Here is a 26,678-nt window from a genome sequence, read left to right on the forward strand (position 1 = left end):
CGATCAGCAGCCGGGAACGATTCACCTATCGGGAGCGTCGGGGACGAACACCAGCTTGGCATGAATCTCCCCGATGCGATCGCCGAGTTCAGTCTCGATGCGAAGGGCGGAGAGATCACCAGCCTCGAGAAGGAGGTTCGCGAAAGCCGTCTCTGCGTCGTGAAGAACCAGTTCCGGAACCGAAGGGACGACGACCGTTCCGGTGGTTTCGCCGATCGATGAGGCCACGTGGGAAACCAGGATGTTGCCCAACTCGCGCAGGGCCGACTCAGCCATCTCAGCGTCCGGAGATCGGCTGCCGACCAGCAGCCGGATCAGGAGATCCCGAACCTCACCGGGGAAGATCAAGGCGATGCGACCTCCGGGCCCACCCTGGAGCTCGAAGAAGACGCCCATCGGATCGTCTCGTTGGGCGTCTCCCACGGGAGCGGATGCGGTGTCGACCGCCAGGACCGTCGGTACATGCATCGCACACGGCCGTCCGACCATCGCGGCCAGGGCGTTGGCGGCGTGGCCCGCCCCGATACTGGTCAGCTCGCGAAAACGATCCACCTGGGCTTCGTCGAGCCCTCGCGTCGTGAGTCCGGTCATGCCAGCTGATTCACATCGAGAAGGAAGATCGGTGTGCCGTCTGCCAGCACGGTGAGCCCAGCGAGCATACGTGCGCTGGTCAAGAGCCTGGGCACGGGCTTGACGTAGATCTCCTGCTGGCCGGCAAGGTGCTCCACCAGCAGGCCAACCCGTTCACCACGAACCTGGGCCAGCACGAGCGGAATGGCCCCACGATCCCGGCTTCGGGAGAAGCCGATGCGCCGCGCCAGATCCAGGACCAACACCGGCTCGTCATCGACCAGACAGAACTGCTCGTTGCCGGCTTGCTCGATGGCTTCACCGTCCACTTCGACCACGCGTTCAACCTTGGAGATCGGAACGGCGACGATCTCCGGGCCGAGGCCCATCAACAAGACGCGCTGAACGGCGGCCGTGATGGGAACGATGAGGCATGTGGTCGTTCCCAGCCCGGGACGGGAGTGCAACTCGACGCGGCCGCCCAGGGATTCGATGGTCGCCTTGACCGCGTCCATTCCGACGCCCCGGCCCGAGACCTTCGAGACTTCGACCGCCGTACTGACCCCGGGGCGGAAGACGAGCGCTGCGATCTCGTCAGCCGGGAGGTCGTCGGCCAGATCCTCGTGTAGAACACCGGCGGCGATGGCCCGTTGCTTCACGGAAGCCAGGTCGATCCCACGACCATCGTCCGCCACCGAGATCAGCACCTGATCCTTTTCCCGGCGTGCCTCGACCACGACACGGCCAGCCGGTGCCTTGCCCGCTTCGCGGCGAACCTCCGGCATCTCCAGGCCGTGATCGACCGCATTGCGAACCAGATGAACGAGGGGATCCCCCAGCCGATCGAGGATCGCGCGGTCGAGTTCGAGCTCCGCGCCGCGGAGTTCGAGCTCGAGCTCTTTGCCCGCAGCGCGGGCGATGTCCCGCGCCATGCGGGGGAGCGCGTCGAGTACTCGGAGCAGCGGAGCGGTGCGCAGTGAGAGCGCGCGCCTCTTCAGGTCACCTACGACCCGCTCCATCCGGTCGAAGCCCGCGTCGAGGCCGGGAGAGATCGCTCCGTTCGTTCCCTCGGCGGTTCCGCGCAGATGGCTCGAGCTGAGGATCACCTCGCCCACCGAGGCGAGGAAACGATCCAGGGTTTCGGTTCGAACCCGCACCGACGGCGGTGAAGCACTGGAAATAGGGATGCTGGGCGCACCTGCCGCAGCTCCCGCCCCGGCCTCGGGTGCTACGACATCGCCGCTTTTTTTGGGTCTGGTTCCCGAGACCGCGACGAACCCGGATCTCCGGAATGCGGGGCTTCGGAGCGCGGATCCGCCGGCTGCGGATCCACGGGTTGCGCATCGCACTCACCCTTGAGGCGACTCAGGAGCTCGGAATCCGGCGCTGAAGCCTCGCCGTTGGCGCGCACTGCGGCCACCATCGTCTCGAGGCCTTCGAGGCCCGCGAAGAGCAGAGCCATGCCGCCCTCGCCGGCCGGCACGACTCCCGCCGCCCGAAAGCGCTCCATCGTGTCTTCGAGCCTATGAGAAAGCTCTGTGATGGCGTCGTAGCCGAGAGATCCCGCCATGCCCTTGATCGAGTGGGCCATGCGGAAGGCCTCGTCGATGGCCTCGGCCGCATCCGGCCGCTTCTCGAGCACGAGGAGCGCTCGACTCATCTCTGCGAGGTGATCCGTCGCCTCTTCGAGAAAGAGGGCCCTGTACTTGGCGAGATCCAAGCTCAGTCTTCCTTCTCGAGCACCTTGCCGAGCGTCGTGAGCACTGCGTCGGGCTTGAAGGGCTTCACGATGAAGTCCTTGGCACCCGCCTCGATCGCCTCCATGACCAGCATCTCCTGGCCGAGGGCGCTGCACATCACCACCGTGGCGCCCGGGTCCTCGACCTTGATGGCCTTCACCGCATCGATACCGGAACGTTTCGGCATCACGATGTCCATCATCACGAGATCGGGGCGGAGGTCCAGGAACTGGTCGATGACTTCGACTCCGTCCGCAGCCTCGCCCACCACCTCATAGCCTTCGGGCTCGATGATGTCTCGGATCATCTGCCGCATGAAGGACGCATCATCGGCAATCAGGATTCTCTTCATATTGATTCCCCGTGGGTTGGTTCCGCAGCGCCATTCGCCACCGAACGCGAGATCACTTCCGTTGCTCGTTCGAGCAGACGCTTCGGATCGAGCAGGCTGACCATGCGACCCGCGAGGGGCCTTCGCTCTGCGATGGGTTCCGCATCGAGCGCGTGGGCCGCCGGGCCGTCGATCAGGCCTACGATCTTGTCGACCGGCACGCCGTAGCGATTGGGATCGTCGGGATCCCTGGCCAGGATCAAGAGCGGTCGAACCTCGGCATACTGAGGTCGTTCTGTCTGGAGAAGCGCGTCGCCGAAAACGATCGGCACGGCATCTCCGTGGTAGTTCACGACACCGCCAACCTTGTGGTGCACCATGGGAACCGACGCGAGCTGATGGAGTTCGGTCACTTCGACCACGTCGGCAATCGGCACCGCGTAGAGTGCGTTGCAGAGTTCGAAGGCCAGCAGGCGGTCTCCGAACTCGTCGAGGGATGCGGAAGCGGGCTCGCTCATCCCTCCTCCGTCGCTGTGCCGGTTTCGAACCGGCCTACCATCTCGGCCAGATCGCCGGAAAGCTCCGCCAGAGAGCCGGACGCCCCTGTCATCTCGGCCACCGCCTCTTGCTGCTGCCGCGCCAGTTCGGCCACTTCCTCGACAGCCGAAGCGTTTACCAGGGAAACCTTCGCCACTTCGTCCATGGATTGCACCATGGTTTCCGCATCGCGGGCCTGGTCGTCGGCCTCCTGGAAGATTTCCTCCGCACGCCCTGCCGCCTCACCGACCGCAGAGCGGATCTGCTCCAGGGAGGCTGCGATGGTATTCACGTCCTCGCGCCCCTCGGAAATCATCTGCCCGGATTCGCGCATTTCGTCGGCCACGCTCTGGGTATCAGCCTCGATCTCTCCGACGAGCTTCGAGATCTCGTCGGCGCTGCGTGCCGCACTCTCCGCGAGCTTTCGGATCTCGTCTGCAACCACCGCGAATCCACGTCCAGCCTCGCCGGCCCGTGCGGCCTCGATGGACGCGTTCAGCGAGAGAAGGTTCGTGCGCGAGGCCACACTGGTGATCATCTCGGTGATCTGGTGGACGTGGCGCGTCTTCGCTTCGAGTTGGAAGACGTTGCCACCCGCTTGCTCGACGCGTTCGAACACGCTGCGCATCTTCTCGATGGCGAGGCGCGATACATCGACGCCAGCGTTGGCTTTCTGGTTGGCCTCCGCGGCGAAACCGAACGCTTCCCGAGCGCGAGAGGCATTCACCTCGATGGCCGAGGCGATGTCGTTGATCAAACGGGTGACGTCGCCGATCAACACCTGCTGTTGAGTCGCTCCCTTGGAGATCTCGGAGAGCGTGCTCGTCGTATCCTCTGCAGAGGTATGCACGCCGCTGACCGCACCTCGCAGGGTGTCGACACCGTGATCGACCTGCTCTGCGTTGCGCTGGATTCCGGCCATCACCTCGCGCAGGCGCTGGACGGCCCCCGCCATGTTGCGGGCAAGCTCACTGCTCTCGTCGGGGAACCGGCCCACGGTGACGGGCAGTCCCTCCCGAAGGTCTCCGTCCAGGATCCGCTCTGAGAGTTCCAGCACCGGGCGATAGCCCCCGGCAATGCGCGCCGAGATGGCCCAGGCCAGGATGCCACCCGCACCCAGGGCCAGGAACGGCCGGGCCCAGGCGGCCATGGGCACACCCCACTGCTCGAGCAGCCACGGGATGAGCAGCACGACGCAGGCGACCAGCACCGAACCAATCGCAAATTTGTGGGACAGGGAGAGCCTCACACCCCCGGGTATCGGCGCCCCCGGACGCTTTCTTGATGCGCCGCCGGTGTGAACACCCGAGTGCGAGTAGATCGCAGGCGGCCCTCAGAAGTGCCTCCAACCCCCCGTTTCAGGCCCACCGTCCGCTTCCCAGCCCTGGCCCCCCACCAGCTCGAGACCCCCTCGGGCCAGGACACCGACCGGCGACAGCGAGGTCCTGGAGCGCAGCTCAGGCGGGAGATCGATGGGAGCGGAACCCCGCACGCTGAAGAGCAGTTCGTAGTCCTCACCACCGGAGAGCAGAAGATCTTCAGGGTCGCGCTTCACACGCTGGCAGGCGGCCTCGAAACCAGGAGGTCGCGGAAGCGCGGAGACGCGCAGGCGCGCCCCGACATCGGAGGCCCGGCATAGATGCGCCAGATCCGCGAGGACACCGTCGGAGATGTCGATGCAAGCGCTGACCCGGCCGGTCCAGGCAAGCGCCCGGCCCAAGGCGATGCGGGGCTCGGGCACATGCCTGACCCGCCCCCTCGCTCGCTCCAACGCGCTTTGACCCAGGGGCCCGGAAAGGAAGAGGCGATCCCCGGGCCGGCCTCCGGCGCGCTGCAACGCACGGCCCCGGGTAACAGCGCCTAGCGCCGTCGCATGCAGCTCGAAGCCCTTCGACGCCGTGACGTTTCCGCCAACGAGTGGACACGCGTATTCGGCCGCCACATCCAGGCCACCCTTGACGACCGCGAGCACGACATCCGCGTCGCGGCTCGGTGCGACGGAGAGTGACAGGGTGAAGCCGAGCGGCCGCGCACCCATTGCGGCCAGATCCGAGAGCGTGGCAGCCAGGGCGCGGCGACCAGCGGTACGTGGAGATTCGTGATCGAAGCGAAAATGAACGCCTTCGACGAAAGCGTCACTCGTCACGGCAACATCTTCGCCCGTCTTGGCTCGCAGCAACGCGGCATCGTCACCAATGCCGAGGGCGACCCCGGCACCCTGGATACGCCTGGCCTCGCGCTCGATGCGCTGGATCAGTCCGAACTCTCCCAGCTGCCGGAGCTTCACATCCCGAGTGTAGGGCGCAGACGCGCTGGATGGGATTCGGGCGTCAGCTTCGGGGCTTGGCCGTCGCCGCGGTGCTCCGAGCCGTTCGGGGGCTGCTCCTTCGGACCGCCCGCTTGCGCCCGGGGAGCTTGCCGTCGAGCGCGACCTCCAGGACATCATTCATATGGGAGGCGCCGACGAAGCGGATGCGGCGGGCGACCTCTCGCGGAATCTCCTTCACATCGGCCAGGTTCCGCTCCGGAAGGATCACGGTCTTGATGCCAGCGCGAAGCGCAGCCAGTGCCTTCTCCCGGACGCCCCCCACCGGCAGGACCTTGCCCACCAGGGTGACCTCTCCGGTCATCGCCACATCCGGCCGCAAGGGCACACCGGTCGCCAGCGAGATCATCGCTGCCGCCATCGTGACGCCTGCAGAGGGACCATCCTTCGGGATCGCTCCCGCCGGCACGTGCACATGCACTTCGTTGCGCTCGAGCCGCGTGCCGCCCGCGCCCAGCTCGGTCAGCCGCGATCGCGCCCAGGTGAGAGCGGCGTATCCGGATTCCTTCATCACGTCGCCGAGCTGGCCGGTGAGCACCAGCCCCCGACCCCGTGTCGTCGCGGCTTCGACCCTCAGCACGTCGCCACCGGCCTCAGTCCAAGCAAGACCATTGGTGACGCCGACCTCGCCCTCGCTGCTGATCTCGTCCTGGGCGAACCGCGGCGGGCCGAGGTACTTCACCAGCGAACGTTTGTCCGCGCGCAGCGAACGCTCGTCGCCTTCGGCCGCGCGACGCGCCGCCTTCCGACAAACGCCTGCAATCTGCCGCTCGAGCCCGCGAACGCCGGCCTCGTAGGTGTAGTCCGTGACGATCCTGGAAAGTGCGGAATCGGACCATTGGATCCGATCCGAGGGAAGGCCCGCCTCCTCGACCTGGCGGGGTACGAGATAGGAGCGCGCGATGTCGAGCTTCTCCTCCGGCGTGTAGCCCGGCACCCGGATCACTTCCATGCGATCGCGCAGCGGCCCGGGAACCGATTCGAGAAGGTTGGCCGTCGCCACGAAGAACACTCCGGAAAGATCGAAGGGCACGTTCAGGTAATGATCACTGAACTTGCTGTTCTGCTCCGGATCCAACACCTCGAGGAGCGACGAGGAGGGATCGCCGCGGTAGTCGTTCCCGAGCTTGTCGATCTCGTCGAGCATGAAGACCGGGTTGCTCGTACCGGCTTGCTTCAGGCCCTGGATGATGCGGCCGGGCAACGCGCCGACGTAGGTCCGTCGATGGCCTCGCACCTCGGCCTCGTCCCGCACACCACCAAGGGAAATGCGCACGAACTCGCGTCCCATGGCCCGGGCGATCGAACGGCCGAGGGAAGTCTTGCCGACGCCAGGCGGCCCGACGAAACACAGGATCGAGCCCCGTGAATCCGCGCGCAGCTTGCGCACCCCGAGGAACTCGAGAATACGATCCTTGATGCCCTCCAGATGGGCGTGGTCCTGGTCCAGGATCTCCCGGGCCTGGGCCAGATCGAGCCGATCCGGCGATGTCCGCGACCAGGGCAGATCGGTCATCCACTCGAGGTAGCTGCGCACCACCTGGGCTTCGGGCCCGTCGGGATGCATGCGCTCGAAACGGCGAAGCTGCTTCATCGCTTCTTCGAGGGGCTCTGGCGGAAGCGCCGCCTCCTCGATCTTCATCCGGTACTCGGCGGATTCTTCCATGCGGGGATCGACCTCGCCGAGCTCGGTCTGAATCGCCCGTAGCTGCTCGCGAAGGTAGTGCTCGCGTTGACCTCGGCTGATCTCCTCCTTGGCCTGACTCTGGATCTCCGCCTGCATGGTCGTGACATCCAGCTCGCGGCGCAGCAGGCGATCGACCTTGCGCAGGCGCGCAATCGGATCGACGACTTCGAGCACTTCCTGGGCCTCGCCCAGCCGAAGCTTCAGGTTGGATGCAACGAGATCCGCCAGGCGGCCCGGCTCGAAAACGTTGGCGGTGATCGAGAGCACCTCCGGCGGGAGGTTCTTCAAGGGAAGCAATTCCTCGACCCGGCTCCGCACCGTGCGCATCAACGCTTCGGCTTCGACGCACCACTCGCCCTCGGCCTCTTCGGGCAAAGCGGAAACCGCGGCCCAGGTGGCCGGTTCACTATCCACGAAGGATTCGATGCGCGCCTTGGTGAGTCCTTGCACCAACGCCTTCACGCGACCATCCGGCAAGCGCAAGATCCGCATTACCATGGCCACGGTGCCAACCCGGTGCAGATCGTCGGCGTCGGGATCCTCGATGTCCGCGTTGCGCTGGGCGGTCAACAGGACGAGCCGATCGCCCGCCAGCGCGTCCTCGACCGCCGCAATGCTTCGCTCTCGCGAAACGAAAATGGGCAGCACCATGTAGGGGAACACCACGAACTCGCGGAGCGGGAGGATCGGGAGTTCGTCCGGAATGCCGAAATCGAAGGAGGAGGAGGTGTCGGTTGCCATCCCGGTGCGTTTCGACGCTTCGGGGAAGACGCTTAAGCCGCGGGGTCGATTGCCCCGTCGGTTTCGGTTTCAGGCATGCGCAAATAGGGTGCAACACCGGTCTCATCGACGGAAATGATCTTGCCTCGTTCGACACCCAGCAGGTTCGGCCGGCGAAGTGCGGACCCATCGCTACCCATCGAAAGAACGCCCGATGCCCCGACAACTCCCTTCGCCTGGAGCATGCCGTTCAAGACGGCCTCCCGGCCATGGGAACCGCGGGTGATCTGCATGGCAACGAGGTGGGCGGCATCGAAGGCCTGGGCAGCGAGAACGCCCGGTTCCGCATCGTAAGTCGACACGAAGCGCCGGGTGAACTCGGCCGTGAAGGGATTCTCGCTCGCCGCATAGAAAGGAGCCGCAAACACGGCGCCGTTCACGTGTTGGCCGCCGATTTCCACGAGATCGGGGTGGTTCCAGCCCGCCGTTCCCAACAAACGAACACCGCGAACCTCATGGAAGGCCAGATGAGGCGCGATGAGGGCGACGTTTTCGTGGGCGTCGGGAATGTACAACGCCTCGAAATCCACGAAGGGCGGGAGCGGAGCACCATCCGGTGCCACGAGTTCCGCGGCTTCGGCGCGAAGCTCCGCGGCCTCCTCGGGCGGGAGCCGCTTCGCACGCTTCCGCAATCGTCCGCGCTCAGCCAGAGCCTGCTGTTGGCCCCCGGTCAAGAACTCGAAACCGATCAAGCGCCGGATGGGATCCCGGAAATCCGTGGCGTCGGATGCGTAGCGGCCCACGCCCACGACCTGACCGCCACGGGCTTCGACCGCATCCCAGAAGGCAGCGCGCTGGGCCCGCCCGGTCGGGTCGTCCGGATAGAGGATCGCGAACCGGCGCAGACCCAGGGTCTCTGCGGCGTAGGCCGCAACCCGCTCCACCTCGAGACGCGGCGTCGCACCGACGCGCAGAACATGAAGACCGAGCTCGGCCACGGACTCGCGGCGGGTCAGCGTGACGAGCGGCAACCCCCGCGCCTCGGCCAGGGGAGCGGCCGCTTCGGCCGAGGACGCGAGCAAGGGACCGATGCAGGCAATCACTTCGGAATTGGCCGCGAGCTCGGCCACACCGGCTGCGGCACGGTCCGCGTCTCCGCCACTATCGCGAACCAGGAGGCGAAGCGCTGAGGGCGCGGGGCGGCCGTCATCGAACAGCCCGGTGGCCATCAACACGCCCTGAAGGGCTTCTCGTCCAAACTCGGCATAGGGCCCGGAAAGGGGGAGCACCACACCGAGGGTTGCGGCTTCGTCAGGCAAGGCCCAGGTTCCGCTGCCGTCGGCCGGGTTCCAGCCGGAGAGTTCGTTGGATCCAGGCGTGTTGGCCCGTGCCAGGCGCGCCTTCAGATGCGCGAGGCGCCCGGCTTCGGGGGGTGTCAGGGGCAACCGTTCGGCTCGGGCGAACGCAGCCTGGGCTGCCGACCGGTTGCCCTCCGCCAGGGCGCGCTCGGCCCGGTAGAGCCACAGCCGGCCAGCCGGCTGGCGACGGCCCAGGCTCTGGCCCGCCTGCTCCAGGCCTGGGCCATCGAGACCGGCGAGGAGTTCATCGATGCGCGCCTCGACCCGCGCCGTCTCCTCGGGCTCCTCCTGATCGGCGCGAACCCGGCCGAGCCAACGCAGCTCCCCATCGGAGTCGCCGCCCGCACGAGCAACGGCCGCTTTGAGGCGATGGGCGCGCCGTCTTCGCTCCGCATCCAGCAGGGAGATGCGGATGGCCTCGGCCGTGCGCGCTGCCGCCTCGGTCTCACCCGCGTCGAGTTCCACGCCGGCCAGCTCCAACCGGATCGCATCGCTCTTGTCACCATTGGGGTGTTGCTGCACGGCCCACTCGAGATGGCGCCGGGCCTCGGCGGAGCGGCCCTCGGCGAGCGCGAGTTCGGCCAGACGCAGCGCCGCGTCATCCGCATACAGGCTGTTCGGGTTCGCCTGGAGGAACGTGCCAAGGGCATCCCGGCCGGCGACCTCGTCGCCCGCCAGCACGGCCAGGGCATCGAGGTAGGCGGCTCGACCGAGAGCGCCTCTGCGATCCAGTGGCGACTGACAACCGATCAGGAGCAGGGCGCCAAACAAGACCACCGCGCTGCCGAAGGCCCCCCGCCTCAATCGAAGAGATCCCGGAGCTTGTCGAGGAAGCCCTTGGTAACGGGCGAAACATCGGTTCCGGTTTCTTCGGCGAATTGCTCGAGCAACTCCCGCTGTCGGCCGGTGAGCTTCGTCGGGACCTCGACGAAGACGCGCACCAATTGGTCGCCGCGGGCGCTTCCATTGAGCGACGGAAGGCCCTTCCCCCGGAGGCGAAGGACCTTGCCGGGCTGGGTGCCTTCCGGAATCCGCATCTTCACCTTGCCCTCGAGGGTCGGCACTTCCACCTCGGTCCCGAGCGCAGCATGGACGAGCGGAACAGGAACTTCGCCGAGAAGGTCCGAGCCGTCACGCTCGAAGAAGGGATGCTCCGTCAAGTGCACCACCACGTACAGATCGCCAGGCGAGCCACCGGAAATGCCGGCTTCACCTTCGCCGGCGACACGCAGACGCATGCCTTCCTCGATGCCGGCCGGGATCCGCACCTTGATCGTCTTCTGACCTTCGTTGCGCCCACTTCCCCGGCAATCGTTGCACGGATCGCGCACGACGAAGCCTTCGCCGCCACAGGCATCACAAGGCCGACTGATACGGAAGAGCCCTTGCTGGAAGATCGCCTGCCCCGTGCCCTGACAACGCCCGCAACGCTCCGGCTCGGAGCCCTCCTGGGCACCTGAACCGGTACAGGTTTCGCAGACCATCATCTTCGGGAGGTCGAGGGAAACCTCCTTGCCCTCGAGGACGTCGAGCAGATCGATCTCCAGGTTGTATCGGAGGTCGGCCCCTCGCTGCCCGCGACCCCGACCGCCGCGCCCGCCCATTCGCCCGCCGAAGAGATCACCGAACAGATCGTTGAACAGATCCCCGACATCCTGGAAGCCCCCGGGAAAGCCGCCAGGCCCCCCGGCTCCCATTCCCTGATGACCGAACTGGTCGTATTGGGAGCGCTTGGCGTCGTCGGACAAGACCGCGTAGGCCTCGGAGGATTCCTTGAAGCGCTCCTCTGCCGCAGCGTCATCGGGATTGCGATCCGGATGATTCTCCAGGGCGAGCTTGCGGTATGCGCTCTTGAGCTCTTCGCCCGAGGCGCCTCGAGAGACACCCAGCACCTCGTAGTAATCACGCTTGGCCATGCGAGGGCGGGAAGATCGTCACTGTTGCCCGAAGGTCAAGCGCCCCCGCGGGGAACAGGACGTTCTTTCCGCTACTCTTCGTCTTCCTCTTCCTCGCCGAGGGTGGCGTAAAGCGTCTCGGTCATCTGGTAGGAAAGGGCCGACAGCTCGTCGATGGCGCTTTCCAGGGAGGCGACATCGTTGCCACCCAGCGCGGCACGGGTCTTCTCGACGGCGGCCTCGAGTGCCAGCCGGTCTTCCTCGGCAATGTGCTCGGCATATTCTTCGAGCGTCCGCTCGGTGCTGTAGGCAAGGCCGTCGGCCTTGTTCTCCAGGTCGACCATGCCGCGGCGCTCCTTGTCGGCATCGGCGTTCGCGTTGGCCTCGTCCACGAGTTGGTCGATCTCATCGGTGCTCAAACCCGATGAGGCCGTGACGCGGATCTGTTGACTCTTGCTCGTCCCGAGATCCTTCGCCGAAACACTCACGACGCCGTCCGTATCGATCTCGAAGCTGACCTCGATCTGCGGAACGCCCCGAGGCGCCGGCGGAACGCCAATCAGTTCGAAGCGGCCGAGGCTCTTGTTGTCCGCGGCCATCTCGCGCTCGCCCTGGAGCACGTGGATCCGCACGACGTTCTGGTTGTCCTCGGTCGTCGAGAACACCTGGCTCTTCTTCACGGGAATGGTGCTGTTCTTCTCGATGATCTTGGTGAACACAGCGCCCTGGGTCTCGACGCCCAGAGAGAGGGGCGTGACATCGAGGAGCAGTACGTCCTCGACCTCACCCTTCAACACGCCGGCCTGAATGGCAGCACCCGAGGAAACCACCTCATCCGGGTTCACGCCCTTGTGAGGCTTCTTGCCGAAGATCTCCGCGACCTTCTCCTGGATGCGAGGCATGCGGGTCATGCCGCCCACCAGGATCACCTCATCGATCCCGTCCTTTGCGATTTCCGCATCCTCGACCGCGGTCTCGCAAGGCTCCACCAGGCGGTCGACGAGATCCGCCACCAACGCCTCGAGGCGCTCGCGGGTGACCGTCACGTTCAGATGCTTCGGCCCGGAATCATCCGCCGCAATGAACGGCAGGTTCAAATCCGTCTCGGGCGAAGAGGAAAGCTCGTGCTTGGCACGTTCCGCGGCTTCCTTGAGCCGCTGCAACGCCATCTTGTCCTCACGGAGATCGATTCCCTCGGCCTCCTGGAAGCTCTCGATCAAGTAGTCGACGATGCGCTGATCGAAATCTTCGCCGCCCAGGTGGGTATCGCCGTTGGTGCTCTTCACCTCGAAGACACCGTCCCCGAGCTCGAGGATCGAGATATCGAAGGTACCACCGCCGAGGTCGAAGACTGCGACGATCTTGTCGTCGTCGCTCTCGTCACCGATGCCATAGGAAAGCGCCGCGGCGGTGGGCTCGTTGATGATGCGCAGGACGTTCAGTCCAGCGATCTTGCCCGCGTCCTTGGTGGCCTGGCGCTGGGCATCGTTGAAGTAGGCGGGAACCGTGATCACGGCATCCGTCACATCCTCACCGAGAAACTCGGCGGCGACCTCTTTCATCTTCCCGAGCACCATGGCCTGGATCTCGGGCGGCGAGCAGAGGCGATCGCCGATACGCAGCCAGGCATCGCCGTTCTCGGCGGCCTCGATATCAAAGGGTGCATGCTCGGCGAAGCGGGTGACCACTTCCGCATCGAACTTGCTCCCGATCAATCGCTTCACGGCATAGAGCGTCCGCACCGGATTCGTGACGGCCTGTCGCTTCGCCACCTGCCCAACCAGGATTTCATCCTGTTCGGTAAAGGCAACCATGGAGGGCGTCGTGCGCGCACCCTCCGCATTGGGAATTACCTGCGGCTCGCCGCCCTCCATCAAGGAGACACACGAGTTGGTAGTTCCCAGGTCGATCCCAATGACCTTGCTCATCGAACGCCGCCCCTCCAGACCGGGCGACCCTCGAGCCACCCCGCCTACTCTTCGCTCTCGTCCTCGGGCTTTTCGGCCAGTTCGGCCTCGGGCTTTCGCGAAACTACGACCCGGGCAGGCCGAAGAAGCCGATCGCGGAGCTGATAGCCAGGCTGAAGCACCTGGAGAACCGTGCCTGCCTCGGCCTCTTCGCTCTCCGCCTGGGCCATGGCCTCATGCACATTCGGGTCGAAAGCCATCCCCTCTGCCTCTACAGGGGTGACCGCGTGCTGGGCGAGAGCCGTCAGGAGCTCCTTCCGGACCAGCTCGACACCCTGCAAGATGCTCTCGAAATCCCCGCGGCCACTGGATTTTGCGTGTTCGATGGCGCGCTCGAGATCGTCCACGGTGCCGAGGAGATCCCGTGCCAGCCCCTCGTGGCCATACGCGTGAGCGTCCTGTCGATCCCGGAGAGATCGACGGCGGAGATTCTCGAAATCGGCCTGCATCCGCAGGCCGGCCTCCTTCTGGCCCTCCAGCTCTTCGAGCACGCGCTCATGTGCTTCTCTCGGCACAGCGAACGCGGGCCCATCGCCCTTGGGCTGGTTGCGTTCTTCTTCTCGGGCTTCGACGGCCTCGGCCGCCTCGCGCAGCGCATCCTCGAGCTCGGCACTCGGCGCGAGGGTCCCCTCGGACGGCTCTTCGGTGAGGGCCTCCCAGCCTTCACTCCGCTCCTTGTCATCACCCACTTGACTCATTGTGCTCCCACCCAGTCCGTCGCGAGACGCGACACACAATCCACCAGCGGTACCACCCGGGCGTAGTCGAGCCGGCTCGGACCGATGACACCGAGCGTACTGCGGTGCTCGCCCGTTCCATAGGGCGCCGCGACGACGACGCAGCCCTTCAGGGCCGGCTCCCCGGTATCATCACCAAACGCGATCGTCACGCCGTCATCCCGAAGAACGTGATCGATCACCTCGACGAGGCGCTCGTTCTCCTCGAGCGCGGCGTGGAGTGCGCGGACGCGCTCGACGTCATGGAACTCGGGTTGTTCGAGCAATGCGAGCCAGGTGGCCACCAGCACCTCGCCTTCCTCTTCGGAGCCGGAGGCCGACCGACCGAGGCGCAAGGCGCGCTCGAGCAGCAGATCCGACTCTCCGCGTAGATCGTCCGCCTCTTCGAGTAGCCTGCGTCGGAGGGAAGGCAGCGTCTCCCCGACGATTCGCTCGTTCAGCGTGGCGGCCAGACGATCCAGGTGGGATTGATCCCTCCGGCCGACCTGGTCGAAGATGCGTTGATAGGCCGCACCGTCGCTCGAGACGAGCACGCAGAGCACACGCTCGGAGGAGACACGAACGAAGCTCACATGCCGCATCACGGCGCGCTCCAGACGGGGTGCGAGGACGAAGCCCATCTGGCGAGTGCGTTGCGAAAGCAATCGTGAAATCCCGGTCGCCAGACCCGGCGCCGCCTCCGATTCGAGCTGACCTGCAACGTCGCGCTCTTCGTAAGGGCCCAGGCCACGCGGCTCGAGCAATTGGTCCACGTAGACGCGGAAGCCATCGAGCGTCGGCATGCTTCCGGCAGAACGGTGCGGTTTGATGACGAGCGAAAGCTCGCCGAGTTCAGCAAGGGTCGTTCGCACACTCGCTGAAGAGAGCGCCACGGGCAGGAGGGCGGAAATCGTGTCCGAGGCCACCGGCGCGGCCTCTCCGACGTAGGACGAAACCACGACGTTCATCACCTGGCCCTGGCGACCCGAGAGAAGCGGGCCGTGCGGGGATTGCGTGTGCGGAAGATCGGACAGAACGAATCGCCCCTCGGGGTCCGTCCACGATTGCCCGTGGACCGGAAAACCCAATGAAATCAGATAGCTGACCCATACCATCGGCCCGTCGGAGCGTCAACGAAAGCCCTACACGAGTCGCTCGAATACCGTATCCGAGAGCAGCCAGCCCCGTAGGGTGAGCCGCCACGCGTCATCGACCTCCTCGAGCAATCCGGCCTCCCGAAGTTCCCGAAGCACCGGCCAGCAGACATCGGGCAGCAGGCCGAATTCCTCTTCGAAACCGTGCCGATTCAGACCCGGTCGGGTTCGGAGCCCAAGAAAACCCGCCTCGGCACGAGCCGCCCGCTCGGTCAGCACGTCGACCTCGGGTGGATGGGCGCCGCCGCCGCTCTCGATCCGGGCCAACCAGGCGGCCAACTGGCGCTCGTTGGCGCGGCGCGCCCCGAAGGGCGTGCCGGGGCCCGCCGCCTCGCTGGAATGAGCGCCAACGCCGATCCCCAAGACCGGCTCCCGACGCCAATAGCGCCGGTTGTGGCGGGCCTCGTATCCCGGCCGGGCGTAGTTGGAAATCTCGTATCGCTCCAGGCCGGCGGCTCCGAGATCCGCGGAAACGGCCTCCATCATGGCGGCTCCGGTTTCGTCATCCGGCGGCTCGAGCTGGCCGCGTGCCACGGCGGTTGCGTAGGGTGTGCCCTCCTCCACCGTCAGCCCGTAGGCCGAAACATGCTCGGGCCGGTAGGCAAGCGCCGCGCGTACGTCCTCGCGCACCCCCTGGAGATCCTGGCCCGGCACGCCAAAGATCAGATCCAAGGATAGATCGGTGAAGCCCGCCTCACGGGCGGCCGCGAGCGTTCGGTGGGCCTCCTCCACCCGGTGGGCACGGCCCAGCCGATGCAGGCAGCCATCGTCGAAGGACTGCACGCCGATCGAGAGGCGATTCACACCGGCGTCTCGAAAGGCCGGCAACCGTTCGCGCTCGATGGTGCTCGGGTTGAGCTCGAGCGTGATCTCCAAGGGATCATCGCTCGGATTCCATTGCGCCCGGGTCGCATCGATCAGGCCTGCGATCGACGCGGGTTGGAGCAGTGACGGCGTCCCGCCGCCGAAGTAGAGCGTCACGAGACGGCGCCCCGCATACGCGGGCGCCCGGGCACCGAGCTCCGCGTGGAGAGCCGCGACCAGGCGCGCCTCCTCGGCTGGATCCACGACACGCCGAGCGACGACCGCGAAATCACAGTAGGGACACACGCGCTCACAAAATGGCACGTGGACGTAGACTCCGATGTCCTCCTGCGTCACGTTGCCATACTATCAGTCCACTCGGCGGGTTCTGCCTGCCGCAGGTAGGCTGGGAGGGCGGCAACGCCTCGCAACCGGGCGCGCACACTTCAGAGCGCTGCTACCGCCTGGCAGATACGACATCGGGTACGACGTCGGCCTCCTGGTGTGCCAGCGCTCGAGCCGTGCTACGCCCCGGCCATGGCGCGCGTCCTCGTCCCGCTCCCGGATCTCGACTTCGACGTGACCGAAGTCGCTGTACCGTGGCGCCTCCTCACCGAGGCAGGGCACGAGGTCGTCTTTGCGACCGAAGAGGGCCGCGCTGCCGAAGCAGATCCCCTGCTTCTCACGGGCGTCCTCTTCGGCCAACTCGGCGCCGAGCCGGAAGCCCGCGCGTTCTACCGCGAGATGGAAACGGGGTCCGGCTTCCGGAATCCCCTGCGCTGGAAGGATCTCGCGATGCAGGAGTTCGATGCGCTCCTGCTTCCAGGCGGGCACGCGCCCGGCATGCGCCAATTCCTGGCAAGTGAGCTGCTCCAGGAGCGCGTCGCCAGCTTCTGCGGCCTCGCCCGCCCGATCGGAGCCATCTGCCACGGTGTCCTCGTCCTGGCGCGAACGCGAGACCCGGCGACCGGCCGGAGCGTCCTGGCGTCACATCGTACGACCTGTCTGCCCCGCTACATGGAAGCCCTCGCCTACGCTCTCACCTTCTGGAAGCTCGGGCGTTACTACCGGACCTACCCTGCCTATGTCGAAGCCGAAGTTCGCGCGGCCCTCGATGATGCAGACGCGCAATTCGAGAGGGGCCCGATCACGATCGGAACCCGGGGGACCAACGAGGACGATTCCCCTGCATTCGTCGTCGAGGATGACCTGTATGTTTCCGCTCGGTGGCCCGGCGACGCCTACCTCTTCACGAAACGCTTGATGAAGCGACTGGAGCCAGGGTGAGCCTTCCCCGACACGAACTCAACCAGGGCTTCGACTGGCATCCGATCCAGGGTCCATTCCGAACGCTCAGCCAGGCCCAGGCCGATCTCTACAACGAGAAGGGCTACTTCGTCATGGAGGACGTGATTCCCGCCGACGTCCTGGAACGCGTCGTTTCGGAGATCGACCCCTTCGAAGCGCAGACGGAAGCCTTCCTTCGTACATGCAAGGACGGCAAGCTCTTCATCGCGCGGTCCAACGAGATCACCTTCACGACCCATCTCGTGACGAAGTCCGACACGCTCAGGAACTTCGTGAGTTCGGAGTTGTTCCGCGACATCGTGGCGGATGTGATTGGCCCCGATGTCCGGCTCTACTGGGACCAGGCGGTGTACAAGAAGCCGGGCACCGCCGATCCCTTCCCCTGGCACCAGGACAATGGCTACACGTACATCGAGCCCCAGCAATATCTGACCTGCTGGGTGGCCTTGACCGACGCCACCCCGGAGAACGGCTGCCCGGAAGTCGCACCCGGCCTGCATCGCGAAGGGACCCTCGGCCACGAGCTCACCGACCTCGGGTTCCGCTGCCTTTCTGACGAGCACGAGGGCCTGCCCGCGCCGGCTCGGGCAGGGAGCATCGTCGTCTTCTCCAGCCTGACGCCCCACCGAACCGGACCCAACCGCAGCGACGGAATCCGAAAGGCGTACATCGTCCAGTTCGCGCCGGACGGGGCTCGGCTCGTTGTCCAAAACGCCCAAGGGGAACTCAGCCATTCCCCTACAGCCGCTGAGGGCAGACAATTCCCGGTTCTCGTGGGTGGCCGGCCTCCGAGCGCGGGCGGGAGTTGAGGGGCCCCGCCCTCCGCGAGGTCCTGTGGCCAGATCGAGCCCCCCGGAGGCGCTGAGCCCCCCGCCGGCGAGCGCTATCCTGCCCCGATGCACGCCCCCGTTCACGTCGAGACCCTGCCCGAAGGCCCTACCCTCCTCCTGCGCGAAGCCCATGTCGCCCCGGTGGCGGAAATCCAGGTGCTGGCGCAGGTCGGTGCCGCAGACGAAGGACCCGGCGAAGCCGGCCTCGCCCACTTCCATGAGCACATGCTCTTCAAGGGCACGGAGACCCGGGGCGTCGGCGAAATCGCGGGCACCCTCGAGGGCGTAGGCGGGCGCATCAACGCCTGGACTTCCTTCGATACGACCTGCTACCACGCCACACTTCCGAGCGATGCCATCGCGGTGGGTCTGGACGTGTTGGCGGATGCCACCCAACACTCGCTCTTCGACCCGGAGGAGACACGTCGGGAGATCGAGGTGGTGCTGGAAGAGATCCGCCGTTCAGAGGATGAGCCCCACCACGTCCTGTCGGACCTCATCTTCTCCACCGCCTATCGAACCCATCCCTATCGGGCTCCAATCCTGGGCAGTCGCGAGAGCGTGGCGTCTCTGACGCCGGAGAGGCTGCGCGCCTTCTATCGTCGTTGGTATACGCCTACGAACCTCGTGGTGGTCGCCACGGGAGATTTCGAGACGGGATGGATGCGCGAGCAGATCGCCGCCGCCTTCTCGAAGGCAGAAACGCCTGCGCCAACACGTGGGCGCGCCGCCGAGTCCTCTCAAGAGGGCCTGCGTGTCGCGCTCGAGCGCCGCCCCTTCGAACGCGCCTGCCTGGACCTTTCCTGGCCCGCAACGAACCTGGCCCATCCGGACACCCCGCTCCTCGATCTGTTGGCCTACGTATTGGGTGGCGGAGAAAGCTCACGCCTCGTACGGCGGGTGAAAGAGGAAGCCGGGCTCTGCGATCGCATCGACGCTTCCTGCTACACGCCGTTCGAGCCGGGGTTGTTCGGTTCCACCGTCGATCTCGAGCCGGAGCAAACCGAAAACGTCGTCGAGGCCATCGTGCGCGAGACCGAGCGTGTGCGCCACGAGCCTGTGAGCGAGGCAGAACTCGAGCGCGCCCGCGCCAACTTCCTGGCGAGCCAAGCCTGGGAGGGCGAAAGCGTTTCGGGCATGGCGCGGAAGCTCGGTAGTTTCCAGGTCTTGGCGGGAGATCATCGGCAGGCGGATCGCTACCTGGAGGCCGTGCGCACGGCCACCGCCCAGGATCTGCAACGCGTAGCCGTTGCCTACCTGGGGAGCCAATCCCTCTCGATTGCCGGCGTGCTCCCGGAGGGAACGGGCGCCGTGAATGAAGAGGGCATCCGTGCCGCCGTGCAACGCGCCGGAGAACGGGCCACACGAGCAGCAGCCGCCCCGCAACACGAAGCGCGCTCCCCGGCCGCCAAATCGACCGGAAGCGCTCGCAGCGAAGAGATCCAGACCTACACCCTCGCAAGTGGCGCCCGACTCGTCGTAACGCCACGACCGGACGTTCCCGTGGTTGCCGTTCGCGCTGCAATGCTAGGCGGCCAACTCTCCGAGACCGAAGAGTCCGCCGGCCTGGCGGGCTTTCTTGCGGGCATGTGGCTGCGGGGTACGCAGGGCCGATCCTCCGCGGATTTCGCCCGCGAGGTCGAGAACCTGGCGGGTGATGTCGATGGGTTCTCCGGGCGCAACAGCTCCGGCCTGACGATGGACGCGACCCGGGAGCAATTCCTGCCCGTCCTCGATCTCTTCTGCGAGGCCATCCTCTCGCCGGGCTTTGCGGCTGACGAAATCGAGCGCGAACGGCGGGACACGCTGGCCGCCATTGCGAGGCGCGAGGATCGACTCTCCGCCCGGGCCTTCGACCTCTTCAGTCGCACCGAATTCCGACGCCACCCCTATCGCCTTCCACTCTCAGGTACGGTCGAGACGGTGACGCGCTTCGACCGAGAGGCCCTCGAGGCGGCCCATCGCGAGATCGTCGGCGGCAACAACCTGGTCGTGGCGGTCGCTGGGGACATCGACCCGGACGAAGCGGCGGGCGAACTCTCACGCCGTCTCGGTGAGCTTCCCTCTGGAAGCGATCTCGGCGCGACGCTTCCGGCAGAGGAACCCCGGGCACCCGGCATTCGCGTTGCCGAGGAATTCAAGGATCGGGCCCAGGCCCATCTGGTGATGGGCTTCCGCGGCCTCACGGTTCACGACCCGGATCGGATCGCCCTCGAAATGCTCTCCCAGGCCCTGGCCGGCCAGGGCGGAAGGCTCTTCCTCGAACTCCGCGACCGTCAAAGCCTCGCCTACTCGGTCACCGCCGTGAATGTCGAAGGCGTCGCGCCCGGGAGTTTCGCTGTCTACATCGCGACCGCACCGGAAAAGCTCGAGCAAGCCAAGAGCGGCATCGCCGACGAGTTACGTCGCGCGGCCTCCGAGCCCGTGCCGGAACCCGAACTCGAACGGGCACGCCGCTACTTGATCGGGCACCACGCCATCGACGCCCAACGCAGTAGCAGTCGCGCCCTCCAGCTGGCCCTCGACACCCGCTACGGCCTGGGCCCCGAAGCGCATTCTCTCTACCCGGAGCAGGTCCGGAGCGTCACGGCCGAAGACGTCAGGCGCGTCGCTGAACGCGTCATCGATTTCGAAGCCTCCACCCTCGCCATCATTCGCCCCGAAGAGAGCTAGACGGGGCGGAGGGGCCCTGGGCTCGTCCGTCGCCACGGGGATCGCTTGCGCCCAGGTGCACGCCATCCGGGTCCACGACGATCGCCTGCGCGCTGGACCAGTTGCGCTTGGAGATCTCCACGACATGCCCGCGGTCGCGGAGTGCGTCTACCACGTCGGCGGGGGTCGCGGGTTCGACCAACAGCCTGTCCGGTACCCATTGGTGATGGAAGCGCGGGAAATTGAGCCCCTCCTGTACGTCCATTCCGTAGTCGATGACATTCACGATCGACTGGAGTGTCGTGGTGATGATGCGGGGGCCGCCGGGACTGCCGGTGACCATGCGGACCTTCTCATCCTTCACGAGGATCGTCGGTGTCATGCTCGAGAGTGGGCGCTTGCCCGGGGCGATCGCATTCGCGCCGCGGGTATCGATCAAGCCGAAGGCGTTGGGCGTCCCGGGCGCGATCGAGAAATCATCCATCTCGTCGTTCAACAGGATTCCCGTGCCGGGTACGGTGATCCCGGAGCCGAGGATCAGATTGATCGTCTGGGTGATGGAAACTGCGTTGCCCGCTGCATCGGTGACCGAGAGGTGGGTCGTCCCTCCGCCATGGGGCGGCTCGCCAGGTGCTTCGACCTGGATCGCGTTTTCCGGGCGTCCCCAGGTCCAGGGCGCACGCTTCCACCAGGCCGGATTGATGAGCGAACGCAGCGCATCAGCCCGCTCACTCGAGATCAGCCAGGCAACGGGAACGTCCACGAAATCTGCATCACCCAGGAAGGTGTTCCGATCGGCGAAGGCGAGTTTCATCGCTTCGGCAATCCGGTGCAGGCTGGCGGAAGACCCTGCCCCCATCGCTCCCAGATCGTAGGGCTCGACGATGTTCAGCATCTCGACGAGGGCGACACCGCCGGACGACGGCGGAGGGAAGGAGAGAACCTCATGGCCGCGGTAGCTGCCGCGAATGGGTTCTCGCGTGCGCGTGGTGTAGCCCGCCAGATCCTCTAGCGTGAGGATGCCGCCGTAGGCGCGTGTGGCGGCGACGATCGCCTCGGCAATCTCACCGGAATAGAACGCGTCAGCTCCTCGCGCCGCGATTGCGCGCAAGGTCTTCGCCTTGTCGGTCTGCACCAGCCGGAAGCCAGGCTCGATCGGGCTGCCATCGGCGGGAAGTTGGATGCGCGCCGTCTCCGGGAAATGCGCGGCGATGCCCAGCCCTTGCCAGAACGCGATGCTCGCGGTGTGGCGAGGCCCGACCGCGAAGCCCTCCTCAGCCAGCCGGATTGCCGGCTCCATCACCCGCGCAAGGGGCAGCGTGCCGTATTCAGCGAGCGCCTCAGTCAACCCGCGCACGAGTCCTGGCGTGCCCACGGCCAACCCACCAATGCGCGAAGCATGCTCGGGAAGACCTTCCGCCAGATACATCTCCGCTGTGGCTGCAGCGGGCGCGGTTTCGCGAGCATCGAGAGCAATGGTGCGTCCATCGGCCAATCGAATCAGCAGGAAGCCTCCGCCGCCGATTCCGGAGTGATGGGCATCCGTCACCGAAAGCGCGAAAGCCGTGGCGACCGCGGCATCGACCGCATTGCCGCCGGCCTCGAGCATCTCGACCCCGGCGCGCGTCGCATCCTTCTGGGGGCTTGCAACCATTCCGCCGCGGCTACGCGTCGGCGCAGGCGCAGCCCCCTGGGCGCCCTGCGCCAACGACAACGCGATCAGGAGGCCGGCAAACGCGGCGCTCCTCCCTACACTCCAGAGACTCGACGTGGGACCTTGCATGAGGGAACGCTACCAGGGGGTGGGGAGTGAAGCGAGAAAGACGCGGTTGGCTGGGAGGCCTCTTGGCGCTTGTCGGCCTGTTGGCAATTGGGTTTGCGATCGGCTGCGGAAGTCAGGACAACGTCGAAACGGACGCGGCTGCCACGAAACATCCGGAACCCCGCGCCGCCGCGCCGGTCATCCCCGTGCCCGAAGCTGCAGCGCCTCGAGACATCGCGATCCTCGAGATCGCCGACCTCGGTGAGATCCGGATCGAACTCCTCCCCGGCCTCGCCCCGAAGAACGTCGAGAGCTTCATCTCCCTGGCCGAAGCTGACTTCTACGACGGCACCCTCTTCCACCGGGTGATCCCCGGCTTCATGATCCAGGGGGGCGACCCCAACTCCAAGGACGACGATCCGTCCAACGATGGAATGGGCGGCCCCGGCTACACACTCCCCGACGAGTTCAGCCAGGTCTCCATCGTGCGAGGCATCGTCGCCCTCGCGCGCACGGCCCAGCCCAACAGTGCAGGTTCCCAATTCTTCATCGTCCACGAAGACAGCCGCCATCTCGATGGCCAGTACAGCGTGATCGGCCAGGTCACGGCAGGGATCGACGTGGTCGATGCAATCAGCCGGGTTCCAACCGGCACGGGGAACCGCCCCCAGACCAACGTGGTCCTCCTCGACGCAAGAATCGAAAAAAGCGGCTCTGCGAGCGCCGCTCCAGAGGAAGCAACCGAGCCCGAGGCGCCCTCCCGAGGAGGCCGCGAATGGGACGAGGGCAGCTCGTAACCCTTTGATTTCGCAGGGGACAGTGCCCTTTCACCCCGCTGGCTCGCCCGCAGCTTTGTGGCTACGCTACGCGGCCCCGTGGCCCGGTAGCTCAGTTGGTAGAGCACCGCACTGAAAATGCGGGTGTCGCCAGTTCGATTCTGGCCTGGGCCACCATCCTTAACGTCGGCAACGGGATCGGAATCGTTGGGGTTTCCAGCGTCGGCGGTCTTCTCGTCGAGCGACGCATCATTGCTCGGCTGTGATGCAGGGGCCGTATAGGGCCGTCCGGGGTCGCCACGCTCCCGCTCCGAGCCCCGCCCGAACTCGGCGAACGAGAGATCGGCGGCTTCGACCGGCATCGCGTGGGCGTACACGCGCAACGTGAGAGCGGGATCCGCGTGCCCGAGAACGTCCGCCACCCAACGAACGTTGCGACCTGCTGCCAAGGCGAAGGTGGCCCATGTGTGACGAGCGCAGTGGAGCTTGAGCGGCCGCACACCGTGCTTCTGGGCGTGGCGACGGAGCCGCAACCAGGTGCGCTCGGTGTTGCTCGGATCGGGAGCTCCTCCGACCTTTGAGCAGAAGACCCACGAGGGAACGTCGCTCCATCCCCGTGTGATCGAATCCCGCCGGCGTTGGGCGAGAAGATCGAACAGCTCTTCAGCGAGCTCCTGCGTCATCGGAACGCGGCGCGCCTTGCCGCTCTTCGGTGTCGTGGTGCCCTCCTTCGTGATCGCCCGCCGAACCGTCAGGTGCCGGCGATCGAAATCGACGTCGGCCCAACGAAGCCCGAGCGCCTCGCCACGGCGACACCCTGTCGCGAACAGCAGAACCAGAAGAGGCGCGAAACCCGGCTCTCGGCGGCGCGCCAGCGTGAGCAGCGTCTCGACCTCCCAGCGGGTCCAGTGATCGACCTCCACGGTCTCCGTGGCTGCCGCACGCCCGACCCGGCGCATGATCTCCCCGATGCCTCTGGCCGGGTTTCTCGGGATCACCTGCTCACGCTCCAGCAGGCCCAGAACGCGCCGAAGAATCGCCAGGTGGAGCCTCACCGTGGCGGGCTTGAGAGGAGGCGCTGGCACGCTCTTCTCCGCGTGGGTTGGGCGCGGCTCGGAGAGCTTCACGCGCACAAACTCGAGCAGGTGCTCCTCGCGAATCTCCCGCACGTCGAGGTGCCCGAAGAACGGCTCGAGATGGAGCCGAATCACCGCCTTCGAGCTGACGCGGTAGGAGGGCTTCATCGTCGCCGCATAGGCCGCATGCCAGCTCTCCAGAGCCTCGGCTGTGGAGAGCGCCGGTGGCTTCTGCTCCTCTTCCTGGCCCGGCGAAACGCCGAGAATGAGCGCCGCGTTGATCCTCTCAGCGATCTCCCGGGCCTGACGCTGATCCCTCTTCGTCGAACCGATGCGCTTCTTCCGTCGCTGCCCCTGTTTGTGGATGACGACCCACCAGGCCTCGCGCATCCAGCGCACCTTGGCGGCCATGGTTCGTCCCCCCTGCTCTGCGGGGGATCATCGTACTCCACGGTGACGGATTCGGTCATTGCCGCGCTACCTCTCGAGCTCACGGAGGATTTCGTCCGCAAGCCCCTGCGACGCCGCGTCTTCGTTTTCTGCCCTGCCCCGGAGCCACTCGCGAAGCGCGTCCACGGGGATCACAACCCGGGCACCCAGATGGAGGTGAGGAAGCTCTGGGAGGATGCTCCGGAGGTGACGCTCGGATACGCCAAGCGTCCGGGCGGCTTCAGCCAGAGAAAGCGCGAGCCGAGCATCAAGATTCAGCGGGCTGCTCTTCGCCAGATCGGGCTGGTGGCGGGGCGAGTGCTGTGCGCGATCCCCGCTCATTCCGACGCCCCCAGCTGGCAACGGAAAACCGGTTGTGAAGGATCGATCGTAGACGGAGCGAAGGATCTCATGTTCCACCTCGAGAAGGCGCGGAACACGGGCTCCTGGCGGGCTCACATCGGGTGTACCAGAGCCGCGATGCGTTGACAATCCACCCAACGGGATCCACCGAAATCCCTCGGCACTTCTTCCCTCCGACGTGATGGAGTCGGCACCGCGCCGGAATTCCAGTCTCCACGCACTAACCCCGCGCTGCAGCTCAGGATCTCAGCGAATCCTCCATCTGTTTATCTTGCATTACGATTTGCCGCCTCCATCAACCCCCAGAATCCCCAATCTGGCCCATCAGTCGTCGGCCACGACTTCGACGCGAGCGCCGCGAGGCCGCAACCTTCGGAGGCCTGATGGGGTGCATCGGGTCGCCCATACGCGTATCCAGAAAGAACCCCGCGCGTTCCTCCCCGGAAGGCTGCACCACGCGGGGAATCCGCAGAGATTCGGCGCCTGGAAGTGCCCTTGCACCTAGAAAGATCGAGCTCGTAGCGAACATCATCCCAGATCCATCCGGTGGGCCGATTGAAGGTGCGCTCACCACTCTTCATCGCGCGGTGGCAGTGCTCGCGCCGCGCTCCTCCTGGCTCCCAAATTGCGCGCTCGCGAGTCAGAGGGTCGCTTTCTTCGAGGAGTCGGATGACATCGGGAACGAGGGGTATCGGGGAGACAGCGTACGACTGACGGCGCAATGGAAGTCGCCGGGCCCGAAGTAACGCGCCGAACCGGAAGCCCGCCGGAGGCGCCATCGCCGTGCGGCTCGATGTGAATGAGAAAGCTGCCGCCTGGGCATTGCTCGGCCTCTTGGGGACTCCCGAGATGAGAGGCCTCCTCGGTCGGCGTGAACCCAGGGAAACCCGTGGGCGTGAAGCCCGGTCCTCGTATTGGCCCGGTCGGCAATTCCCGCATTCCACAGGCTCTTCCTGGGGCGGTATACCGTTCGCAGAGTTCGCCGGGTGTGGATACCGAGCTCGCAACCGGCTCCCCCTCGCACCCGGGCCATCGCACCTCCGGTGTTGCACCGGCATACGAGCGGCACCGACCCGAGGAGACCGTATTACACGAGGTCGTCCGCGAGCAGCTCGAGAGCTTCCTGGCAAGCGCCCGCGAATGCGATCACCCCGCGCCCCGCTTCATCGAGCAGGAGCTGCGCGCGTACCTCCGATGCGGGATCCTCGCTCACGGCTTCCTGAAGCTCCACTGCGACGCCTGCGGCCACGATCGCCTCGTGCCCTTCTCGTGTAAACGCCGCGGTTTCTGCCCGTCATGCGGCGGCCGCCGCATGGCGGACACCGCCGCACATCTCGTCGATTGCGTCCTTCCGGAAGTACCCATCCGCCAGTGGGTGCTCACGTTGCCCTACGCGCTCCGCTTCCGCTGCGCCTACGACGCTGCACTCACCAGCGAAGTCCTGCGTGCCTTTCTCCGTGCGCTCTTCGCTGCGCTTCGCCGGCGCGCAAAGAGGCAGTGGGGCATACCGCGAAGCCAGTGCGGCTCTGTCACTTTCGTCCAACGTTTCGGCTCGGCCCTGAACCTCAACCTCCACTTCCACACCCTCGCGCTCGACGGCGTCTACACCCGCGACGAGAGCAACACGACCCGTTTCCTTCCTCTCCCCCCGCCGAGCCCGGACGAGGTGGCGCGCGTA

General features: G+C 66.1%; 20 protein-coding genes, 1 tRNA gene and 1 pseudogene. 6 read left to right on the forward strand and 16 right to left on the reverse strand.

Annotated elements, in window-relative coordinates:
• Positions 1 to 21: 21 nt before the first annotated feature.
• From GY937_11015 to hemW, 14 genes are all read right to left on the reverse strand, one after another.
• Positions 22 to 591 (reverse strand): hypothetical protein, encoded by a 570-nt coding sequence (locus GY937_11015; GenBank protein ID MCP5057242.1) that lies wholly within the window; start codon positions 589 to 591, stop codon positions 22 to 24.
• Positions 588 to 1,727 (reverse strand): hypothetical protein, encoded by a 1,140-nt coding sequence (locus tag GY937_11020; GenBank protein MCP5057243.1) that lies wholly within the window; start codon positions 1,725 to 1,727, stop codon positions 588 to 590. The genes GY937_11015 and GY937_11020 overlap by 4 nt, the downstream gene beginning before the upstream one ends.
• A 71-nt stretch (positions 1,728 to 1,798) precedes the next feature.
• On the reverse strand, positions 1,799 to 2,290 hold the full coding sequence (locus tag GY937_11025) for a hypothetical protein (GenBank protein MCP5057244.1): 492 nt from the start codon (positions 2,288 to 2,290) through the stop codon (positions 1,799 to 1,801).
• Positions 2,291 to 2,292: 2 nt separating this feature from the next.
• The gene (locus GY937_11030) at positions 2,293 to 2,661 is read right to left on the reverse strand and encodes a response regulator (GenBank protein ID MCP5057245.1); all 369 of its coding nucleotides are present in this window, start codon (positions 2,659 to 2,661) and stop codon (positions 2,293 to 2,295) included.
• Positions 2,658 to 3,158, reverse strand: a complete 501-nt coding sequence (locus GY937_11035) for a chemotaxis protein CheW (protein ID MCP5057246.1) — start codon at positions 3,156 to 3,158, stop codon at positions 2,658 to 2,660. Before GY937_11035 ends, GY937_11030 begins: the two co-directional genes overlap by 4 nt.
• On the reverse strand, positions 3,155 to 4,387 hold the full coding sequence (locus GY937_11040; GenBank protein ID MCP5057247.1) for a hypothetical protein: 1,233 nt from the start codon (positions 4,385 to 4,387) through the stop codon (positions 3,155 to 3,157). The genes GY937_11035 and GY937_11040 overlap by 4 nt, the downstream gene beginning before the upstream one ends.
• A gap of 123 nt (positions 4,388 to 4,510) precedes the next feature.
• Complete coding sequence (gene thiL, locus GY937_11045; protein MCP5057248.1) at positions 4,511 to 5,464, reverse strand: thiamine-phosphate kinase; 954 nt, start codon at positions 5,462 to 5,464, stop codon at positions 4,511 to 4,513.
• A gap of 43 nt (positions 5,465 to 5,507) precedes the next feature.
• The gene (lon, locus tag GY937_11050; protein MCP5057249.1) at positions 5,508 to 7,931 is read right to left on the reverse strand and encodes an endopeptidase La; all 2,424 of its coding nucleotides are present in this window, start codon (positions 7,929 to 7,931) and stop codon (positions 5,508 to 5,510) included.
• Between the two features lie 32 nt (positions 7,932 to 7,963).
• On the reverse strand, positions 7,964 to 10,072 hold the full coding sequence (locus GY937_11055) for a tetratricopeptide repeat protein (GenBank protein MCP5057250.1): 2,109 nt from the start codon (positions 10,070 to 10,072) through the stop codon (positions 7,964 to 7,966).
• Complete coding sequence (gene dnaJ / locus GY937_11060; GenBank protein ID MCP5057251.1) at positions 10,069 to 11,184, reverse strand: molecular chaperone DnaJ; 1,116 nt, start codon at positions 11,182 to 11,184, stop codon at positions 10,069 to 10,071. Before dnaJ ends, GY937_11055 begins: the two co-directional genes overlap by 4 nt.
• Positions 11,185 to 11,255: 71 nt before the next feature.
• Positions 11,256 to 13,091 carry a molecular chaperone DnaK gene (dnaK, locus tag GY937_11065; protein ID MCP5057252.1) on the reverse strand — a complete coding sequence of 612 codons (1,836 nt, stop codon included), beginning with the start codon at positions 13,089 to 13,091 and terminating at the stop codon, positions 11,256 to 11,258.
• Between the two features lie 44 nt (positions 13,092 to 13,135).
• Entirely contained in the window at positions 13,136 to 13,819 is a 684-nt protein-coding gene (gene grpE / locus GY937_11070; GenBank protein MCP5057253.1) for a nucleotide exchange factor GrpE, read from the reverse strand.
• Between the two features lie 5 nt (positions 13,820 to 13,824).
• A complete protein-coding gene (gene hrcA, locus GY937_11075; protein ID MCP5057254.1) occupies positions 13,825 to 14,961 on the reverse strand; it encodes a heat-inducible transcription repressor HrcA in 1,137 nt (378 codons plus the stop codon).
• A 27-nt stretch (positions 14,962 to 14,988) separates the two neighbouring features.
• A complete protein-coding gene (hemW, locus tag GY937_11080) occupies positions 14,989 to 16,161 on the reverse strand; it encodes a radical SAM family heme chaperone HemW (GenBank protein MCP5057255.1) in 1,173 nt (390 codons plus the stop codon).
• A 180-nt stretch (positions 16,162 to 16,341) separates the two neighbouring features.
• Between hemW and GY937_11085 the strand changes: the two genes are divergently transcribed.
• The 3 genes from GY937_11085 (at position 16,342) to GY937_11095 (ending at position 20,615) form a co-directional block, all read left to right on the forward strand.
• Entirely contained in the window at positions 16,342 to 17,091 is a 750-nt protein-coding gene (locus GY937_11085; GenBank protein MCP5057256.1) for a thiamine biosynthesis protein ThiJ, read from the forward strand.
• Positions 17,088 to 17,921: a phytanoyl-CoA dioxygenase family protein gene (locus tag GY937_11090; GenBank protein MCP5057257.1), complete on the forward strand. Its 834-nt coding sequence runs from the start codon at positions 17,088 to 17,090 to the stop codon at positions 17,919 to 17,921. The genes GY937_11085 and GY937_11090 overlap by 4 nt, the downstream gene beginning before the upstream one ends.
• An 87-nt stretch (positions 17,922 to 18,008) precedes the next feature.
• A complete protein-coding gene (locus GY937_11095) occupies positions 18,009 to 20,615 on the forward strand; it encodes an insulinase family protein (protein MCP5057258.1) in 2,607 nt (868 codons plus the stop codon).
• On the opposite strand, the gene ggt is transcribed toward GY937_11095, so the two are convergent.
• On the reverse strand, positions 20,593 to 22,377 hold the full coding sequence (ggt, locus tag GY937_11100; protein MCP5057259.1) for a gamma-glutamyltransferase: 1,785 nt from the start codon (positions 22,375 to 22,377) through the stop codon (positions 20,593 to 20,595). The two genes, GY937_11095 and ggt, sit on opposite strands and share 23 nt — an antisense overlap.
• Before the next feature lie 212 nt (positions 22,378 to 22,589).
• On the opposite strand from ggt, the gene GY937_11105 reads away from it, so the two are divergent.
• Both GY937_11105 and GY937_11110 read left to right on the forward strand, forming a co-directional pair.
• The gene (locus GY937_11105) at positions 22,590 to 23,153 is read left to right on the forward strand and encodes a peptidylprolyl isomerase (GenBank protein MCP5057260.1); all 564 of its coding nucleotides are present in this window, start codon (positions 22,590 to 22,592) and stop codon (positions 23,151 to 23,153) included.
• Between the two features lie 80 nt (positions 23,154 to 23,233).
• Positions 23,234 to 23,309 (forward strand) — tRNA-Phe (locus GY937_11110).
• Positions 23,310 to 23,494: 185 nt separating this feature from the next.
• Here GY937_11110 and GY937_11115 read toward each other — a convergent pair.
• Positions 23,495 to 24,376 (reverse strand): annotated as a pseudogene (locus GY937_11115) (site-specific integrase).
• A gap of 1,612 nt (positions 24,377 to 25,988) precedes the next feature.
• On the opposite strand from GY937_11115, the gene GY937_11120 reads away from it, so the two are divergent.
• The coding region (locus GY937_11120; GenBank protein ID MCP5057261.1) for a transposase at positions 25,989 to 26,678 on the forward strand (690 nt) is incomplete at its 3' end.

It is taken from the genome of bacterium, assembly GCA_024228115.1.
Taxonomy (GTDB): domain Bacteria; phylum Myxococcota_A; class UBA9160; order UBA9160; family UBA6930.

Coding starts and splice junctions, on each gene's coding strand:
- GY937_11015 (MCP5057242.1), bottom strand. CDS start 591: ATGACCGGACTCACGACGCGAGGGCTCGACGAAGCCCAGGTGGATCGT.
- GY937_11030 (MCP5057245.1), bottom strand. CDS start 2,661: ATGAAGAGAATCCTGATTGCCGATGATGCGTCCTTCATGCGGCAGATG.
- GY937_11035 (MCP5057246.1), bottom strand. CDS start 3,158: ATGAGCGAGCCCGCTTCCGCATCCCTCGACGAGTTCGGAGACCGCCTG.
- lon (MCP5057249.1), bottom strand. CDS start 7,931: ATGGCAACCGACACCTCCTCCTCCTTCGATTTCGGCATTCCGGACGAA.
- dnaJ (MCP5057251.1), bottom strand. CDS start 11,184: ATGGCCAAGCGTGATTACTACGAGGTGCTGGGTGTCTCTCGAGGCGCC.
- dnaK (MCP5057252.1), bottom strand. CDS start 13,091: ATGAGCAAGGTCATTGGGATCGACCTGGGAACTACCAACTCGTGTGTC.
- hrcA (MCP5057254.1), bottom strand. CDS start 14,961: ATGGTATGGGTCAGCTATCTGATTTCATTGGGTTTTCCGGTCCACGGG.
- GY937_11085 (MCP5057256.1), top strand. CDS start 16,342: ATGGCGCGCGTCCTCGTCCCGCTCCCGGATCTCGACTTCGACGTGACC.
- GY937_11095 (MCP5057258.1), top strand. CDS start 18,009: ATGCACGCCCCCGTTCACGTCGAGACCCTGCCCGAAGGCCCTACCCTC.
- ggt (MCP5057259.1), bottom strand. CDS start 22,377: ATGCAAGGTCCCACGTCGAGTCTCTGGAGTGTAGGGAGGAGCGCCGCG.